Consider the following 17,821-nt stretch of genomic DNA (forward strand, 5'->3'; position numbering starts at 1 on the left):
ACACACCCAGTTGTACAGGCGCAGCCGGACGACTACCTTGTCTGCGGGCATGATGCCGTTCGGCAAATCGAGAAAAGCCTTACATGAAGGTCGTTGAACGCTACATCATGCGTCGCGCGCTGGCGGTGTTTCTCGCCGCGCTGATCTGGACACTGGCCATTGTCTGGACGACGCAGGTACTCGCCCGCATCGACCTCGTCACCGACAGCGGCCAATCGGCGCTGACCTTCTTCGAGGTCGCGGCCCTCATCATCCCCACTATCATCCCGATCGTGGTGCCGTTCGCCCTGGTGGTGGCGGTAGCGCAGACGCTCAGCGTCATGAACTCCGATTCGGAACTGGCCGTCATCAACGCCGCCGGCGCCTCGCGCTGGACGATTGTGCGGCCGGTCCTGCTGATCGCGCTGGCGGCCAGCGTGTTTTCCTTCGCCGTCGACAATGGCGTCGAACCCTATGCCAGGCAGAAGAACCGCCAGCTGATCGCGTCGTCGCGCGCCGATCTTTTGTCGCTGATCATCCAGGAAGGCACGTTCCGCAAGATCGACGACGGGCTGTTCCTGCAGATCGGCGAGCGGCTGCCGGACAACCGGCTCGGCGGCATCTTCGTCGCCGATTCGCGCGAGGAAGGCGCCAATCTGATCTACTATGCCAAGAGCGGCAGCGTCGTCGAAAAGGGTGACGAGAAGGTGCTGATGATGAATGACGGCGTCATTCATCGCAAGACGCTGACCGGCGACCTGTCGGTCATCCGCTTCACCTCCTACGCCTTCGACATGTCCGCCTTCATGTCGGCGGCGAACGATATCCTGCTCCTGCCCAAGGACCGAACGACGCAGTATCTTTTCAACCCGGACCCCAACGACAAGATCTTCCAGCGCAGGCCCGGCGCCTACAAGGCCGAGCTCGACCAGCGCTTTTCCGAATGGTCGTATTCTCTGGTGTTCGCGCTGATCGCGCTGGCCGTGGCAGGCGATGCACGTTCGCACCGCGAGGCGCGCATCCATCCCCTGATCACAGCCATTGCCATTGCGCTGCTGGTGCGCTGGCTGGGCTTCTTTGCCGGCGGGAAGGCCGACAAAATCCCGCAATATGCCTATATGGTCTATGGCGTGCCGATCGTCGCCTCGGCGGTCGCCATCTGGTTCATCGTCACCTCGCGAAGCATGGAATTGCCCGATCGCTGGGCTGACTGGATGACGAATTTCGCCGGTCGCGTTGGCGATGGCTGGACGGCGCTCAAGCTGCGCCTCACCCGGCGCTACACATCCGGCCAGGGAGCCTGACGATGGGCTGGACCTTGGGCCGCTACTTCTTCTTCCGCTACGTGTCGATCACGATCTGGTTCTTTATCGGCCTCCTGGCACTGGTGTTCCTGATCGACTTCACCGAACTGTCCGGCCGCATCACCGGCTTGCCGGGCTTTACCTATGGCACGGCGGTCGCCATCTCGGCGCTGAGGATGCCGATGATCATGCTGCAGACGGTGCCGTTCGTCGGCCTGTTTTCGGCGATGGCGACGCTGGTGTCGCTCAACCGCAAATACGAGCTGGTGATTGCTCGTTCGGCCGGCGTGTCGGCCTGGCAATTTCTGTTGCCCTGCTGCATCGGTGCGCTGTTATTCGGCGTGCTCTCGGTCGGCGTTCTCAATCCGATCGCCGCGCACGGCTTTTCCTGGTCGGAGCAGATGGAAAACCAGCTGCGGTCCGGCAATTCGAACGCGGTGGCGGCCGATGCCACGCCGTGGATCCGCCAGAAGACAAGCTCCGGTGACACCATCATCGGCGCCCGCGCCATCCTCAACCAGGGCCTGGAGATGGCCGACGCGGTGTTCTTCGTCCTCGATCCGCAAGGCAATATCCTCGAGCGCAAGGACGCAGCGCGGGCTTTCCTGCGCGACGGCTACTGGGAATTGCAGGACGTGAAGGTGTTCAAGGACGGCAACATCCGCTCGGAAACGACCGATCAGTTGCCGACCAACCTCAAGCCGGAGTTCGTGCAGGAGCGGCTGGCGCGCCCCGAAACCATCCCGTTTTACGAGCTTCCCGGCAAGATCGAGGTTGCCCGCTCCTTCGGCCTCAAGGCAAATGCCTTCGCCATGCAGTTCGATTCGCTGGTGGCGTTACCGTTCCTGCTTGTGGCCATGACGCTAATTGCGGCAACAGTTTCAATGCGATTTGCGAGGATGGGGCAGTCGGCAACGATGATTCTGGGTGGCGTCCTCGCCGGCTTTCTGCTTTATGTCGTTTCGGTATTGGTCAAGGCATTCGGCGTGGCGGGATTCGTGCCCACAGCCGTGGCTGCATGGGTTCCGGTTGTCGTGGCTATGTTCTTTGGGGTGACATTCCTGCTATACAAGGAAGACGGCTAGTGAGGGAGGCGGCTTTGCGCAGCCATAGGCAGGCCGGTTTGGCGCGCCTTTATTCGGCGAGCGCCTTGGCGTGCCTGCTTGCTTGCGGCGTGCTGACGGCCCCCGCGCTGGCGCAGGACGTCACCGACGTGGCAACGAAAGTTCCCTCCGGCACCCAGATGCTGCTGGCGGCCGACACGCTCGTCTATAACAACGACAACCAGACGGTCACCGCCATCGGTGGCGTCCAGATCGACTACGGCGGCAACAAGCTCGTCGCCCAGCGTGTCGTGTATGATCGCAACACCAAGCGGCTCCTCGCCAGCGGCAATGTCGAGATCGTCAACAGCGACGGCACCAAGATCAACTCGCAGCATATCGATATTACCGACGATTTCGCCGACGGTTTCGTCAATGCGCTGCGCGTCGAAACCCCCGAAAAGGCCTATTTCGCCGCCGAAAGCGCCGAACGCATGGGCGGCGTGCTGACGACGTTCCACAACGGTGTCTACACAGCCTGCGAACCTTGCGAAGACAAGCCGGACAAGGCGCCGACATGGCGGGTCAAAGCCAGGAAGATTATCTGGAACGGCGAAAAGAAGACGGTTCGCTTCGAGAACGCGAATTTCGAATTCTTCGGCTTCCCGCTCGCCTATCTGCCGGCGTTCGAGATCGCCGACCCGACGGTCAAGCGCAAAAGCGGCTTCCTGATCCCCAGCATCTCCTTCAACTCCGATCTCGGCGTCGGCGTCAAAGTCCCCTACTATTTCGCCTTGTCGCCGACCTACGACCTCACGGTCACCGGTAGCGGCTATACCAAGCAGGGTTTCCTCGGCGAGGCCGAGTGGCGCCAGCGCTTCAACAACGGCCAGTACACGCTCAAGATTGCCGGCATCCAGCAGGAAGACCCCAACGCCTTCATCGATGGCTCCGCTTTCCCCACTAGCGCTGGCCACAATGTCAATTCGGGCGACATCGGCGATCAGAACAAGTTCCGTGGCATGATGGGCACCAAGGGCCAGTTCGCGATCAATCCGCGCTGGGACTTCGGCTGGGACATCCTGCTGCAGACCGACAAGAATTTCTCGCGCACCTATACGATCGACGGCTACAACGACGCCGTGCATCAATCGTCGGTCTACCTGACCGGCCTCAACGGCCGCAATTACTTCGATGTGCGCGCCATGCGCTTCCAGGTTCAGGAAAACGCGCTGGACAGCAACATCTCGTCGCGTAGCGACAAGCAGCCCTGGGTGCTGCCGTCGCTCGACTATGCCTACATCCCCGACATGTCGGTGGCCGGCGGCCAGCTGTCGTTCAACGTCAATGCGCGGGTCATCCGTCGTGACGATCTCGATCAGGCCTATTTCACCCCCTACGTGCCGGCCTCAGGCGTCCAGCGCGTGCGCGGCATCGAGGGCGAATCCGGTCGCGTCACCGCCGAGGCCGAATGGAAGCGTACCTTCACCACCGATGGTGGATTGCAGCTGACGCCACTTCTGGCTCTGCAGGGCGACGTCGACTATCTCAATGCTTCTTCGGCTTCGCTGACTGCGATAAACCAGATGGCGACAAATGTCGGTGCCGCCGACGACATGCGGTCCTCCTTTGCCCGTTATATGGCGACCGCCGGACTTGAAATGCGCTGGCCGGTGCTGTTTTCGATGACCGGCTCCAGCCATATCGTCGAGCCGATGGCGCAGGTCTTCATGCGCCCGAACGAACAGTATGTCGGCGGCCTGGCCGTTCCCAACGAGGATGCACAGAGCTTCGTCTTCGACGCCACGACACTGTTCGAACGCGACAAGTTCTCCGGCTACGACCGCGTCGAGGGCGGCAGCCGCGCCAATATTGGATTCCGCTATTCGGGCGCCTATGACAATGGCTGGGGCACCAACGCCATCTTTGGCCAATCTTACCAGATGGGCGGACGCAACTCGTTCGATTCAGCCGATCTGGTCAATGCGGGTGCCGATTCCGGCCTGGAGACTTCGACCTCCGATTATGTCGGCCTTATTGGCTTCAGCAGCCCGAGCGGCTTCTCCGGCTCGTTCAGCGGCCGCTTTGACGAGCAGAGCTTCGAAGTTCGCCGCGCCGAGGTGAAGGCCGCCTATTCCGGCCTGCCGGTTTCGCTGAGCGCCAAATACGCGTTCATCCAGGCGCAGCCGCTCTACGGTTTCACCACCGATCGCCACGAAGTCACGCTCGGCGCCTCGACGCACCTGGCTCAGAACTGGCGAGTCTTCGGCACCGGCACCTACGACCTGCAGCAAAGCGTGCTGGTCAAGGACGGGGTCGGCTTCGCCTACAATGATTCCTGCTTCACCTATTTGATGACGTACTCGGAATCACGCGACATCAACACTAGGGAAGTGTCGCAGAATATCGGCTTCAACCTGTCGTTCCGCACGCTCGGCGATTTCGGCTCGTCACAAAGCTCGATCGACACCATCCAGTAGAGCCGGCTGACGACATCGTTTTGCCGCATAGAGCGGGCACGGCATTCGCTCATCCAAAACCGGGCTAGAATTGGGATGCTTTCGATGAGGAAATACCTGTTTTCGGCAGGATTCGCGCTCCTGGTAGCGGCGACCTCGGTCTCAGTTACCATGATGACGCCGCCGGCCTTCGCCAGTGAAATCAAGTATGTCGTCAACAACATGCCGATCACCACCGGCGACATCGCGCACCGGGCTGCCTTCCTGAAACTGCAGCGCAAAAAGGGTGATGCCGGCCAGGAAATGATCGACCAGACGCTGCGCATGGCGGAGGCCAGGCGCCTTGGCATCCGCGTCACCGACGCTCAGGTCGAGGCCGCCTATCAGCGCTTTGCCTCGACCAACAAGATGCAGCTCAAGCAGCTCGACGGTGTCATGGCGCAGTCCGGCGTGACCAAGGAGCATTTCAAGGAATTCATCCGCGCCCAGATGGCGTGGAACCAGGCGCTGAGCGCGCGCTATAGCGGCGGCGGCGGGCAGGTGAGCGAACAGGACCTGGTCAAGCACATGCTCGAAAAAGGCGGCGCCAAGCCGAGCGCCACCGAGTACATGCTGCAGCAGGTGATCTTCGTGGTGCCGAAGGCCGAGCGCAGCGCCACACTCGCCAAACGCAAGCGTGAGGCCGAGGCCATGCGCGCCCGCTTCAACGGCTGCGCCACCACACGTGAATTCGCCAAGGGCCTCATCGACGTCACCGTTCGCGACCTCCCCCGGGTGCTGGCGCCGCAACTGCCGCCGGACTGGGCCGAGCAGATCAAGGCCACCAAGCTGGGCGGCGCCACGACCGTGCGCGAGACCGATCGCGGCATCGAATTCATCGGAATCTGCTCGTCACGTGAGGTTTCCGACGACAAGGCTGCCCAAATGGTGTTCCAGAGCGAAGGCAGCGGCGACAAGAACGCCGACGAACTCTCGGCCAAATATGTCGAGGAGCTGAAGGCGAAAGCCAAGATCGTCACGCGCTGAAACCGGCCTAGCCGTGCGTGAGACAGAGCTTCCGCTGGCACTGAGCGTCGGCGATCCGTCCGGCGTCGGGCCGGAAATCGCCATTGCCGCATGGCAGAGCGCCCGCGGTTCGGGTGCAGCCCCCTTCTATCTTCTCGCCGATCCGGCGCTGATCGCCGCGCGGGCGCGGCGGCTCGGCGCCGAGGTGGCAATCGTGGAGACGGTGCCGGCGCAAGCAGCCGATGTCTTTCAACACGCTTTGCCCGTGGTGCCGCTGGCGGCTCGCTTCACCGACAATCCCGGCCGGCCCGACCCGGCCAATGCCGCCGGCACCATCGAGGCCATCGATCGCGCCGTCGCCGACTGCCTTGCCGGGCATGCGGCCGCGGTCGTCACCTGTCCGATCGCCAAGAAGCCGCTTTATGATGCCGGCTTCGGCTTTCCCGGCCACACCGAATATCTGGCGCATCTGGCCTCTCTCCACACCGGTGGCGTGGTGACGCCGGTGATGCTGCTCGCCGGCCCCGAATTGCGCACGGTTCCGGTTACCATCCACATTGCGCTGGCCGAGGTGCCGAAGGCGCTGACGACGGAGCTGATCGTTGCAACCTCGCGCATCACCGCCGCCGATCTTGCAAACCGTTTCGGCATCGCCAGGCCGAGGCTCGCGCTTGCCGGCCTTAATCCGCATGCCGGCGAAAGCGGCGCCATGGGAACGGAGGATGAGCGCATCATCCGTCCGGCGGTAGACATCTTGCGCGCGCAAGGCATCGACGCTTTTGGACCGCTGCCGGCCGATACGATGTTTCATGCGCGCGCCCGCGCCGGCTACGACGTGGCGATCTGCATGTATCACGACCAGGCGTTGATCCCGGCCAAGGCGCTGGCCTTCGACGAGGCGGTCAACGTCACGCTTGGCCTGCCGTTTATCCGCACCTCGCCCGATCACGGCACAGCCTTCGACATCGCCGGCAAGGGCGTCGCACGTCCCGACAGCTTGATCGCGGCGCTGAAGCTGGCCCGCCGGCTGGCCGATACCGGCACAAAGGTCGCAGCCGCATGAGCATTGATGGGCTACCGCCACTGCGCGAGGTGATCGAGCGCCATGGGCTGCAGGCGAAGAAGGCGCTTGGCCAGAATTTCCTGCTCGACCTCAATCTGACCGGCAAGATCGCGCGCGCCGCCGGCAACCTTAGCGACAGCACGGTGATCGAGGTCGGCCCCGGCCCCGGCGGGCTGACCAGGGCGCTGCTCTCTGCCGGTGCCCGGCGCGTCATCGCCATCGAACGCGACGAACGCTGCCTGGCGGCGCTTGCCGAGGTCTCCAACCACTATCCGGGCCGGCTTGAGGTGATCAGCGGCGACGCGCTGAAGACGGATTTTGCCGCTCTTGCCAATGCCGCGTCGCAAGGCGGCGGCCCGGTGAGGATTGCCGCCAACCTGCCCTACAATATCGGCACCGAGCTTCTGATCCGCTGGCTGACCGTCACCGACTGGCCACCCTTCTATCAATCGATGACGCTGATGTTCCAGCGCGAAGTGGCCGAGCGCATTGTCGCTGGCGCCGGCAGCGAGGCCTATGGCCGGCTCGGCGTGCTGGCCGGCTGGCGGACCGAGGCGAGGATCGCCTTCGACGTGCCACCGCAAGCGTTCACGCCGACACCCAAGGTGACCTCCTCGGTGGTGCATCTAGTGCCGCGCGCCAGCCCGCTGGCAACGGATGTAAAAAAACTCGGCCGCGTGACTGAAGCCGCCTTCGGTCAACGCCGCAAGATGCTGCGGCAGAGCGTGAAGAGCCTGGGCGGTGAGGCGTTGCTGATGCGCGCCAACATAGATCCGACCCGGCGGGCAGAGACGCTCAGCGTCGAGGAATTCGTGCGGCTGACGAATGCGGTGTGACCGCCGGCGCCGGGCTAGCAATCGTCATTCAAACGCATTACATTGATGTCGAAGGAGATTGCCATGCCAGCAAATGCACTGGTCCAGACGCGTATCGACGCCGACATCCGGGATCGGGCTTCGGCGGTGCTCGAAAGCATGGGGCTGACGGTCTCGGATGCGGTGCGGATATTGCTTACCCGAACCGCCAACGAGGGCGCGCTGCCCATCGATCTCGTCACAAACAACGAGGCCTATGACGCGTGGTTTCGCGCCAAGGTGCGCGAAGCGCTCGACGACACCCGACCCAACATTCCCGACGATCAAGTCGAGGCGCATTTTGCCGAGAGACGCGCAGCGGCGCGGCGCACGGCTGGTGAACCTAAACCTTGAAGATCGTCTGGTCGTAATTCGCGCTTTCAGATCGCGACGGCATCTTCACGCATATCGAGGCTGACAATCCTGCGGCCGCGATCGCCGTCGATGAACGGATCGTCGCCGCGATCAGCCGTCTTCGAGACTTTCCCCAAAGCGGCCGGACCGGCCGACTCGCTGGGACACGAGAGCTTGTCATCGTCGGCACGTCATACGTGGCAGCCTATCAGCTGACCGACAGCATGATTCGAATCCTGCGCGTACTTCACGGAGCGCAGCGTTGGCCGGACGATCTGCCAGACAGCTGATGTGACTAGATTACCCAACGGTGGAGGAGCTACTCACTCCGTCTTCTCGTCCAGCAGCCCCGATACGAAATCGAACAAACCCGGCCGGCGGTCGCGCCTGAGCCGCTCGGCAATGACAATGCCGCGCACTTCGGCGAAGGCGCGGTCGAGATCGTCATTGACGATGACGAAGTCGTATTCCTTCCAGTGCTCGATCTCGTTGCGGGCGTTCTTCAGCCTGGTCTCGATTACGTGCTCCTGGTCCTCGGCCCGGCGCTTCAGCCGCGCCTTCAGTTCCTTCATCGACGGCGGCAGGATGAAGATCGAGACGATATCGGCTCGCATCTTCTCCTTGAGCTGCTGGGCGCCTTGCCAGTCGATGTCGAACAGCATGTCGCGGCCTTGCGCCAGCGCCAGTTCGGCCGGCTCGCGCGGCGTCGCATAGCAATTGCCGTGCACCTCGGCCCATTCCAGCAGCGCATCGGAATCGCGCAGCCGTTCGAATTCGCGCATGGTGCGGAAGTGGTAGTGGACGCCCTCGATCTCCGAGCCGCGGCGTGGCCTGGTGGTGACCGAGACCGACAGTTCCAAGCTGCCATCGCTTTCCAGCAGGTTGCGCGCGATCGTCGACTTGCCGGCGCCGGACGGCGACGACAGGACCAGCATCAGCCCGCGGCGGCGAATGCGGGACCCCAGATCCCTGGCAACCATCGGCTCCTTGGCACCCATTTTGGGTTACTCCAGATTCTGGACCTGTTCGCGAAACTGGTCGACCACCGCCTTGAGCTCCAGCCCGATGGCGGTGACTGCGGCGGCGTTCGACTTCGAACACAGAGTATTCGATTCGCGGTTGAATTCCTGCGCCAGAAAATCGAGCTTGCGGCCGATGGCGCCGCCATTTGCCAGCAGCGCCCGGCCAGACGCCACATGTGTCTTCAGCCGGTCGATCTCTTCGCGGATATCGGCCTTGGTGGCGAGAAACGCCGCTTCCATGTGCAGCCGGCCGGCATCGAGATTGGCCGACGCATCCATCAGCAGCCGCACCTGTTCGGCGATCCGCTCGCGGATTGCCGCCGGTTCGCGCGACGGGTCGGCCTCGGCCTTGAGCGTCAGCGCCTCGATGGCGTCGATGTGGCCGGAAAGCAGCGAACGCAGTGCTTCGCCCTCGCTTTGGCGCGCCTGCTCGAGACCGGTGAGCGCCGTTTCGAGTGCCGACAGGATCGCCGCATCGAGCGCTGCCCGTACCTCCTCGGTTTCGCTGGTTTCGGGAATATCGAGCACGCCGCGCAGGGAAAGCAGGCCGTCAGCGGTTGCCGGGGCAACACCGAACTGGTCCTGCAGCCGCTTGGCCAAGCCGGCCAAATCCCGGAGGAAGACGTCGTTGACGACCGGCTGCACCTGCTGGCCGGCGGCACGGCCGACGGTCAGGGTCGCCTGGAAATTGCCGCGCGAAAAGCGCTTCTGCAGCGTCTGCCTAACAGCCGGCTCCAGCCGCTCGAAACCTTGCGGCAGCCGCAGCCTGACCTCGACGCTCTTGCCGTTGACCGACTTGACCTCCCAGGCGATCGAGGCGCCGTCGTGCTCGGCAACAGTGCGTGCAAATCCGGTCATGCTCTGCAAATTCATGATGCGGCTCGTGTCTCCCTGATGGCCCGATTCTGAAACCTGCCCGCGTTCGATATCACGGGCGGCGCGAATGTTAGAATCGCAATACCGGCAAGGTGTTGATTTCCGGTGTCGTTTTGATCTCGCAGTGCTGAAATCGAGCGAAGCAGCGGCACCGCAGCAAAGCCGAAGGCGCTTCGAACCGCGCTGCTCGTTCAAAGCAGCAGCGCGTCGCCTGTGTCCGCTAGGCGTAAGGTCAATCCGTCAAAAAGTGCCGGCCTGCTACTGGGCAGTGCCCGCATCGCCGCCGGCATCCCCGCTATCGCCGCCGGCATCGCCACTGGCGTCACCGCTGTCGTCGCCATCCGCCGGCGCGTCGGTCTGGCCCGGGGTCTTGGCGCCCTTGGCGGCGTCTTCAGCCTGCTTTTTCTGCAGCGCCCGGTAGCGGGCAACGTTCTCATTGTGCTCGGCAAGCGTCGTGGCAAAGACATGGCCACCGGTGCCGTCGGCGACGAAATAGAGATCATCGGTCTTCGACGGGTTGGCGACGGCTTCGAGTGCGGCGCGGCCGGGATTGGCGATCGGCGTCGGCGGCAGACCGTTGATCAGATAGGTGTTGTAGGGCGTCTGCTTCTCAATGTCCGACTGGTAGATCGGCCGGTCGGCGGGTTTGCCCTTGCCGCCGAACAGGCCGTAAATGATGGTCGGATCGGATTGCAGCCGCATGCCCTTGGCCAGACGGTTGAGGAAGACGGCGGCAACACGCGAGCGCTCGTCGCCCCGGCCGGTTTCCTTTTCGACGATCGAGGCCAAGGTGACGAAGTCGTCAACATTGGCCAGAGGCAGGTCGGGCGCGCGCCGCTGCCAGACTTCGTCGACCAGCTTCTTCTGGTCGGCGAGCAGCTTGTCGACCATCTGCTGGCGCGTGGCGCCGCGGGTGAAGCGCAACGTGTCGGTTGCGAGGCTTCCCTCGGCCGGCGTGGTCGCCGGCATGTCGCCGGTCAGCGCATCCTGCTCGGCGACGCGCTGCAGCGCCTGCTCGACCGTCAGCCCCTCGGGAATGGTCAGCGAGTACATCACCGACTTGCCGCTCTTCAGAAGCTCCATGATGTCGCGCATGGAGGCGCGCGGCTTGACCTCGTATTCGCCGGCCTTCAGCGCTGAATCATTGCCATAGACGCGCACGCCAATACGGAAGATGCGGGCGTCGCTGATCAATCCACGCCGTTCGAGCTGGTCGGCAATGTCCTGGACGCCAGTGCTCGGCTTGACCAGGAAGGTGTCGCCATTGGCGGACGGACCAGGTTCGTTGAAGGCCTGTTTGCCGAAATAAAGCGAAACGCCGGCGGCGAGGATCATCAACATCACAGCGGAGATGACGAAGTTCATGAACACGACGACCTGGCTGCGCGAGGCGCGTGAGCGCTTCGGCGGCGGTGTGCCGGCTTCCGGCCGCAAGGCCTCGGCCGCAGTCTTCGGCACGATCGGGCCGGTCTGCTGGTTTTGTCCGAATTGTCCGCTGCCGCCCGGATTGGTGTTCATAAGCGCCCTACCATCTGATCTCTTAGAGCGACCATGCGCCCGGTTGGACGTACAGCGTGCCCTAACATTTCAAGCCTACGCATCGTGCTTTCTAAAAAAGCGCCTTCGGTTTCAGGCCGATGCGACGAATCCCCAGCGGCAGAGTAGGCTCGAATATGGCAAAATTGACGACAGACCGCTGGCGCGCCGGTCGATACCGCAATCAGCCGATATAGCGCTGGAAGACCAGCGAAGCGTTGGTGCCGCCGAAGCCGAAGGAGTTGGACAGCGCCACGTCGACCTGGCGATGCCGTGGCGTGTTGGGTACAAGATCGATCGCGGTTTCGCGTTCCGGGTTGTCGAGATTGATGGTGGCGGGCGCGATGTTGTCGCGGATGGCGAGGATCGAGAAGATCGCCTCGGCGGCACCCGCGGCACCCAGGAGATGGCCGATCGACGACTTGGTCGACGACATCGAGATCTTCGAGGCGGCGTTGCCGACCAGCCGCTCGACAGCGCCGAGTTCGATCGTATCGGCCATGGTCGAGGTGCCGTGCGCGTTGATATAGTCGATATCGGCGGGCGTCAGCTTGGCCCGGTTCAGCGCCGCCGTCATGCAGCGGAAGGCGCCGTCGCCGTCTTCGGCAGGTGCGGTGATGTGATAGGCGTCGCCGGTCAGGCCGTAGCCGGTGACCTCGGCATGAATCTTGGCGCCACGCGCCTTGGCGTGTTCGAGTTCTTCCAGCACGACGACGCCGGCGCCCTCGCCCATGACGAAGCCGTCGCGGTCGCGGTCGTAGGGGCGCGAGGCCTTTTCAGGTGTGTCGTTGCGGTCGGTGGACAGCGCCCGGCAAGCGGCGAAGCCGGCAAGCGAGAGCCTGGTCACAGGCGATTCGGCGCCGCCGGCCAGCATCACGTCGGCATCGCCGAAGATGATCAGCCGGGCGGCATCGCCAATGGCGTGCGCGCCGGTCGAGCATGCGGTGACGACGGCGTGGTTGGGGCCTTTCAGCCGGTGCCGGATCGATACCTGGCCGGAGACCAGATTGATGATGTTTCCAGGAATGAAGAACGGGCTGATGCGGCGCGGTCCGCGCTCATGGAGGATCAGCGCATTCTCGGCGATGCCCTCGAGACCGCCAATGCCGGAGCCGATCATGACGCCGGTGGCGCAACGCTCGGCTTCGGTGCTGGGCTCCCAGCCGGAATCCTTCAGCGCTTCGTCGGCGGCCGCAATCCCGTAAAGGATGAAGTCGCCGATCTTGCGCAGTTCCTTGGGCTCAAGCACGGCTTCGGGATTGAGCGTGCCGTTGGTGCCGTCACCGCGCGGAATGACGTGGGCGATCTTGCAGGCAAGATCTTCCACTTCGAACTCGGTGACGCGCTTGGCGGCGCTGCGGCCGGTCAGCAGTTCCTTCCAGCTGTGCTCGAAGCCCATGCCGAACGGCGAAACCAGGCCAAGGCCCGTGACGACGACACGCCTCATCGCAGGTCCTCCCCGGTGATGACTGCGGATGGCGTCAGGCCGAAGCCTTGTCGATGTACTTCACGGCATCGCCGACGGTCAGGATGGTCTCGGCCGCATCGTCCGGAATCTCGACGCCGAACTCTTCTTCGAACGCCATGACGAGTTCGACCGTATCGAGGCTGTCCGCGCCCAGATCATCGATGAAGCTCGCCTGCTCGGTCACCTTGTCGGCATCGACGCCAAGATGTTCGATGACGATCTTCTTGACGCGCTCTGCGGTGTCACTCATTTGGGGCATCCTCGTCTTTTGTTTGTCTGTCTTCGTTAGCGGGCAGAATGCCGCTAATCAAGCTGAAAGATGGTCCTGCCGGAAACGCAACGGTGCCGGACCGGTTTTTGCCCGAACCGCCGGGTTGCGGGCCGCATTACACGAAAATTGGCTAAGGTCCAAGGCGAAATGGTCTCTTTTCACAAGCCGGCCATGTCTTCTTTCACAAGCCGGCCATGTCTTCTTATAACCCGGCCATGTCCCGTCAGATCATCGCCATGCCGCCGTTGACATGGATGGTCTGGCCGGTGACGTAGGCGGCTTCGTTGGAGGCGAGATAGGCGACGGCAGACGCCACTTCAACACTCGTGCCCATGCGGCGCGTCGGGATCGCGGCCATGATCGCATCTTTCTGCTTGTCGTTGAGCTTGTCGGTCATGGCCGATTCGATGAAGCCCGGGGCGACGCAGTTGACGGTGATGTTGCGGGTGGCGATCTCCTGCGCCAGCGACTTGGAAAAGCCGATCATGCCGGCCTTGGAGGCACAGTAATTGGTCTGGCCGGGATTGCCGGTGACGCCGACCACCGAAGTGATGTTGATGATGCGGCCATGGCGGCGGCGCATCATCGGATGGGTGAGTTCGCGGGTCAGCCGGAACACGGCGGTCAGGTTGACCTCGAGCACGCTGTCCCAATCGGCATCCGACATGCGCACGAACAGGCCGTCCTTGGTGATGCCGGCATTGTTGACCAGGATGTCGACGCCTTCGAGTTCGGCCTCCGCCTTCTGGCCAAGCGCCTTGACCTCGTCGCGGTTCGACAAATTGGCCGGAAACAGTTTTACCCGATCGCCGAGTTCACCGGCCAGGGTCTCCAGTTTCTCGATGCGGGTGCCATGCAGGCCGACAATGGCGCCTTGCGCATGCAGCACCCGGGCAATCGCCTCACCAATGCCACCCGATGCGCCAGTGACAAGCGCCTTGCGGCCGGTCAGTTCAAACATTTTTTCAACCTCATTTTTCCGACAGTGCCGCAGGCGATCCTGGGTCCATATACGTCAAATCATCCAAGCCATGCCAGAAGTCTTCGGCTTTTAGGACATCTTCGTCGCCACGCCGAATGCGCTCCACAACCTCAGTTGCAATGCGATACTCGTCGCCTAAGTGCTCCGCTTTGCGCCGGCCAATCTTCGATGTGGGCATGCGACACCTGTCGGTAACGTTGAAACTCACCTAGCCAAGCGCGGCCAGCGCGGCCTCTACATCGGCGGGCGTGCCGACGGCCGATGTGGCGATGTCGCGGTTGATGCGCCGCGCCAGGCCCGACAGCACCTTGCCGGCGCCAATCTCGTAAAGCGAAGCGACGCCGTTGGCGCCGAGCCACTCTACCGTTTCGCGCCAGCGCACGCGCCCGGTAATCTGCTCGACCAGGCGCCGTGCGATCTCGTCGGGATCGCTGGTCGGGGTCACGGTGACGTTGGAGACAACGGGAACCACCGGCGCATGCTTGGTTACCCCGGCCAGCGCCTCGCGCATGACATTGGCCGCCGGCGCCATCAGCGCCGAATGGAAGGGGGCAGAGACCTGCAGCATCAGCGCTCGCTTGGCGCCCTTTTCGGTGCATAGTTTTGCGGCGAGTTCCACCGCGGCCCTGGCGCCGGAGATCACCAGCTGGCCACCGCCATTGTCGTTGGCGATCTGGCAGACCTTGCCGGATCCCGTTGCAGCCTCGGCGCAAGCGGCTTCGACATCCGGCTGTTCCAGCCCGATGATCGCCGCCATCGCGCCCTCGCCGGCCGGCACTGCCGCCTGCATGGCATTGCCGCGAATGCGCAGCAGCCGGGCGGCATCGGCGACCGAAACGAAGCCGGCGGCGGCAAGGGCGGAGTATTCGCCGAGCGAATGGCCGGCGACGTAGGCAACCTTGCCCTTCAGCGAAAAGCCGCGCGCTTCCAGTGCCCGAACCGCGGCCAACGACACGGCCATCAGCGCCGGCTGGGCATTGGCGGTCAAGGTCAGCGTCTCTTCCGGACCTTCCCAGATCAGTTTCGACAGCTTTTCACCCAGCGCGTCATCGACTTCCTCGAAGACCCTGCGCGCCTCGGGGAAGGCGTCGGCGAGGTCCTTGCCCATGCCGACAGCCTGGCTGCCTTGTCCCGGAAAGGTGAATGCAACGGCCATTTGGGCTCTCTCCAGCGCCTGATTTTTCCTGCCTGTGACGCAAGGCGGACCGCCAAGTCAAGCCCGCGGTCGGCATTTCGGCCCTTGGTCCAGCCGGAAACTGACCCCGAGTCCCTGTTCCGAAAGGCTTTTTGCCGATCACTCCTGATGAAAACCGCTCACGAATCGTTTGCTGGCTCTTCTTATTTTCGCCACAGGCGCTAGCTTTTGGATGACAGTTCTATGACAGAACGGTGACGCGAGTGGAAAAAACGCGTTGCTTGGGCCCGGGGGAAAAGACGTGGCAAGGATCAGGAAGGGCGCGGCCGTACCCGCGCCACAGTTCTTGGAGGACGATCCGTCCACCGGCTATCTGCCGGGGCGCAGATGGCCTGTCATCCGCTACGGCCTGGTCACGCTGCTTGCCTCGGCCGCCCTGGTGTTCGCAATCGAATGGATCGTGCGCGGCGACTTCTTCGGCACGGTCGACTTCTTCCTGCAGCCGTTCAAGCCGGGCTGGACCACCATCATCGTCTTTGCGCTGGTGCTGATTGGACTGGACGCCGTGCTCGGCCGCAGCCACCAGAGCCTGATGATCGTCGCGCCGCTGACGCTGGCTCTGGCCTTTGTCGGGCATCAGAAGTCGCATTATCTCGGCGATCCGCTCTACCCGACCGATTTCCTCTATTCGCGCCAGATCATGGCATTGATGCCGCTGCTGGTGCGCGAGCGGCCCTGGACGGCGGTGGCCATGGCTGTCGGCATCGTCGCCGGACTGTCGTTGCTGATCTATGGCTGGCGGCTGTGGCGCCGCAAGGTGCCGATCCTCAGCCGCAAGGGGCGGCTGGCACGGCTGACGCTGGCGGTGCCGCTGCTCGCCTTCTTCGTCTCGATCATGGATTACGCCACTTTCTCGTGGACCCGCGACCGGCTGCAGATCATCCCGATCATGTGGGACCAGAAGGAGAACTACGCCTCCAACGGCTTTGCACTGGCCTTCGCGCTCAACGTGCCGATGGCGCATGTTTCGGCGCCGGCCGGCTACTCCGACAAGGCGATCGACGCGATCGACAGGCCGGATGTGACAGCCTCGGTGCCGGATGAGAAACCCGACATCATCGTGGTGATGAGCGAATCCTTCTGGGATCCGACCAAGCTGCCCGGCGTCACCATCACGCCGGACCCGATACCCAACGTGCGGGCATTACGCTCGGGCTATATGTTCTCGCCGGAATTCGGCGGCATGACCGCCAACATCGAGTTCGAGGCGCTGACCGGCTTTTCCAATGCCTTCCTGCCGGCGGGCTCGATCCCTTATCAGCAATATGTGCGCACGCCGACGCCGTCGCTGGCGACCTTCCTGAAAAGCGAAGGCTACCGCGCGCGCGCCATCCATCCCGGCACCAACTGGTTCTGGAACCGGGGCGCGGTCTATGCCGATTTCGGCTTCAACGATTTCCGCTCGGAAGAGACGCTGCCGCCGCTGGAAAAGCGCGGGCCGCTGGCCTCCGACGCGGCAATGACCGACGAGATCATCCGCGAGGCCGACGCCAGCGAGGATCCGGTGTTCTTCTTCGCCGTCAGCCTGCAGAACCACGGCCCCTACGAGCCGTACCGCTATTACAATCCGACCCACAAGGTCGCGGCACCCATCAGCACATGGGCGCGGGAATCGCTGCTCAGCTACGCCGAGGGTTCGGCCGATGCCGACCGTGGCCTCGAACGGCTGATCGAATGGGCGAAGAAGCGCGAGCGGCCGACGGTCATCGCCTTCTTCGGCGACCATCTGCCGCCGCTCGGTCCCGTCTATGTCGAGACCGGCTTCCTGAAAGACAATGTCGCGCCGCGCAGGGAGGCTACGCCGGAGGCGGCACTCGAGCACCACCAGACGCCGCTGATCATCTGGTCGAACCGCACCGGTCCGGCGCAGGATATGGGCGCGGTCAGTCCGGCCTTCCTGCCCTATCACATCCTGACCACGGCAGGGATCACACACCCTTACTACACCGGCTTCCTCGGCGCGCTGCGCGAACGCTACCGCGTTGTTGACCGCAACCTGCTGCTGACGCCTTCAGGCGAAGCGACCCCAGACTGGGCGCGGCAGAAGGACGTCGATCCGGCGATCAACGATTTTCGCCTGCTGCAATACGACATGATGTTCGGCAAGCGTAAGGCCGCGCCCGACTTCTTCCCCGAAACGGTGGACAAGGTCGTCGCCCATACAAGTTGATGGCCTGCGACGCCAAGGACGCTGTCTGGAACGCCTCGTGCCCTTGCCTTCCCGCCAAATTGCTGTATAGACGCCCGCAATCTGCCGGTCCTTGCTGGGGGCTGAACGGAGGGCCGGAGGTTTTACCCAAAACCTTCGTGTGAAGCCAGAAGCGCTTCCGCCTCCCGTGTCTCCGCTCTCGACCGTCTCGAAATGCTCCTTTCTTCCCCGCCCCTTTGGGACCAGCGGGTCAGAGAAGTT

General features: G+C 63.2%; 16 protein-coding genes and 1 pseudogene. 9 read left to right on the forward strand and 8 right to left on the reverse strand.

Annotated elements, in window-relative coordinates; translation table 11 throughout:
* The first annotated feature begins 83 nt into the window (after positions 1-83).
* From lptF to AC1D1B_RS08600, 8 genes and pseudogenes are all read left to right on the forward strand, one after another.
* Positions 84-1,283 carry an LPS export ABC transporter permease LptF gene (gene lptF / locus AC1D1B_RS08565; protein WP_477331154.1) on the forward strand — a complete coding sequence of 400 codons (1,200 nt, stop codon included), beginning with the start codon at positions 84-86 and terminating at the stop codon, positions 1,281-1,283.
* A gap of 2 nt (positions 1,284-1,285) precedes the next feature.
* The gene (lptG, locus tag AC1D1B_RS08570) at positions 1,286-2,368 is read left to right on the forward strand and encodes an LPS export ABC transporter permease LptG (RefSeq protein WP_477264605.1); all 1,083 of its coding nucleotides are present in this window, start codon (positions 1,286-1,288) and stop codon (positions 2,366-2,368) included.
* A complete protein-coding gene (locus AC1D1B_RS08575; protein ID WP_477331156.1) occupies positions 2,368-4,806 on the forward strand; it encodes an LPS-assembly protein LptD in 2,439 nt (812 codons plus the stop codon). Before lptG ends, AC1D1B_RS08575 begins: the two co-directional genes overlap by 1 nt.
* A 75-nt stretch (positions 4,807-4,881) precedes the next feature.
* Positions 4,882-5,811, forward strand: coding sequence for a SurA N-terminal domain-containing protein (locus AC1D1B_RS08580; protein ID WP_477331158.1), 930 nt, complete (start codon positions 4,882-4,884; stop codon positions 5,809-5,811).
* A 13-nt stretch (positions 5,812-5,824) separates the two neighbouring features.
* Positions 5,825-6,853, forward strand: a complete 1,029-nt coding sequence (pdxA, locus tag AC1D1B_RS08585) for a 4-hydroxythreonine-4-phosphate dehydrogenase PdxA (RefSeq protein ID WP_477331160.1) — start codon at positions 5,825-5,827, stop codon at positions 6,851-6,853.
* Positions 6,850-7,689 carry a 16S rRNA (adenine(1518)-N(6)/adenine(1519)-N(6))-dimethyltransferase RsmA gene (gene rsmA / locus AC1D1B_RS08590; RefSeq protein ID WP_477331162.1) on the forward strand — a complete coding sequence of 280 codons (840 nt, stop codon included), beginning with the start codon at positions 6,850-6,852 and terminating at the stop codon, positions 7,687-7,689. Before pdxA ends, rsmA begins: the two co-directional genes overlap by 4 nt.
* A gap of 63 nt (positions 7,690-7,752) precedes the next feature.
* Complete coding sequence (relB, locus tag AC1D1B_RS08595; RefSeq protein ID WP_477331164.1) at positions 7,753-8,061, forward strand: type II toxin-antitoxin system RelB family antitoxin; 309 nt, start codon at positions 7,753-7,755, stop codon at positions 8,059-8,061.
* Positions 8,058-8,351: pseudogene (locus AC1D1B_RS08600) on the forward strand (type II toxin-antitoxin system RelE/ParE family toxin). Before relB ends, AC1D1B_RS08600 begins: the two are co-directional and overlap by 4 nt.
* Positions 8,352-8,384: 33 nt before the next feature.
* On the opposite strand, the gene gmk reads toward AC1D1B_RS08600, so the two are convergent.
* From gmk to fabD, 8 genes are all read right to left on the reverse strand, one after another.
* Positions 8,385-9,059, reverse strand: coding sequence for a guanylate kinase (gmk, locus tag AC1D1B_RS08605; protein ID WP_477264616.1), 675 nt, complete (start codon positions 9,057-9,059; stop codon positions 8,385-8,387).
* Between the two features lie 6 nt (positions 9,060-9,065).
* Positions 9,066-9,956, reverse strand: coding sequence for a YicC/YloC family endoribonuclease (locus AC1D1B_RS08610; RefSeq protein WP_477331166.1), 891 nt, complete (start codon positions 9,954-9,956; stop codon positions 9,066-9,068).
* 261 nt (positions 9,957-10,217) lie between these two features.
* A complete protein-coding gene (gene mltG, locus AC1D1B_RS08615; protein ID WP_477331168.1) occupies positions 10,218-11,477 on the reverse strand; it encodes an endolytic transglycosylase MltG in 1,260 nt (419 codons plus the stop codon).
* 202 nt (positions 11,478-11,679) lie between these two features.
* A complete protein-coding gene (fabF, locus tag AC1D1B_RS08620; RefSeq protein ID WP_477331170.1) occupies positions 11,680-12,942 on the reverse strand; it encodes a beta-ketoacyl-ACP synthase II in 1,263 nt (420 codons plus the stop codon).
* A 34-nt stretch (positions 12,943-12,976) separates the two neighbouring features.
* Positions 12,977-13,213: an acyl carrier protein gene (locus tag AC1D1B_RS08625; protein WP_006203723.1), complete on the reverse strand. Its 237-nt coding sequence runs from the start codon at positions 13,211-13,213 to the stop codon at positions 12,977-12,979.
* A gap of 244 nt (positions 13,214-13,457) precedes the next feature.
* Entirely contained in the window at positions 13,458-14,195 is a 738-nt protein-coding gene (gene fabG, locus AC1D1B_RS08630; RefSeq protein ID WP_027045360.1) for a 3-oxoacyl-[acyl-carrier-protein] reductase, read from the reverse strand.
* Positions 14,196-14,205: 10 nt separating this feature from the next.
* Positions 14,206-14,394 (reverse strand): hypothetical protein, encoded by a 189-nt coding sequence (locus AC1D1B_RS08635; RefSeq protein ID WP_477331171.1) that lies wholly within the window; start codon positions 14,392-14,394, stop codon positions 14,206-14,208.
* A gap of 30 nt (positions 14,395-14,424) precedes the next feature.
* Positions 14,425-15,372 (reverse strand): ACP S-malonyltransferase, encoded by a 948-nt coding sequence (gene fabD, locus AC1D1B_RS08640; RefSeq protein ID WP_477331173.1) that lies wholly within the window; start codon positions 15,370-15,372, stop codon positions 14,425-14,427.
* A 280-nt stretch (positions 15,373-15,652) separates the two neighbouring features.
* Between fabD and AC1D1B_RS08645 the strand changes: the two genes are divergently transcribed.
* Complete coding sequence (locus tag AC1D1B_RS08645; RefSeq protein ID WP_477331175.1) at positions 15,653-17,581, forward strand: LTA synthase family protein; 1,929 nt, start codon at positions 15,653-15,655, stop codon at positions 17,579-17,581.
* Positions 17,582-17,821: the final 240 nt, after the last annotated feature.

It is taken from the genome of Mesorhizobium sp. P2_C5_2, from assembly GCF_056404535.1.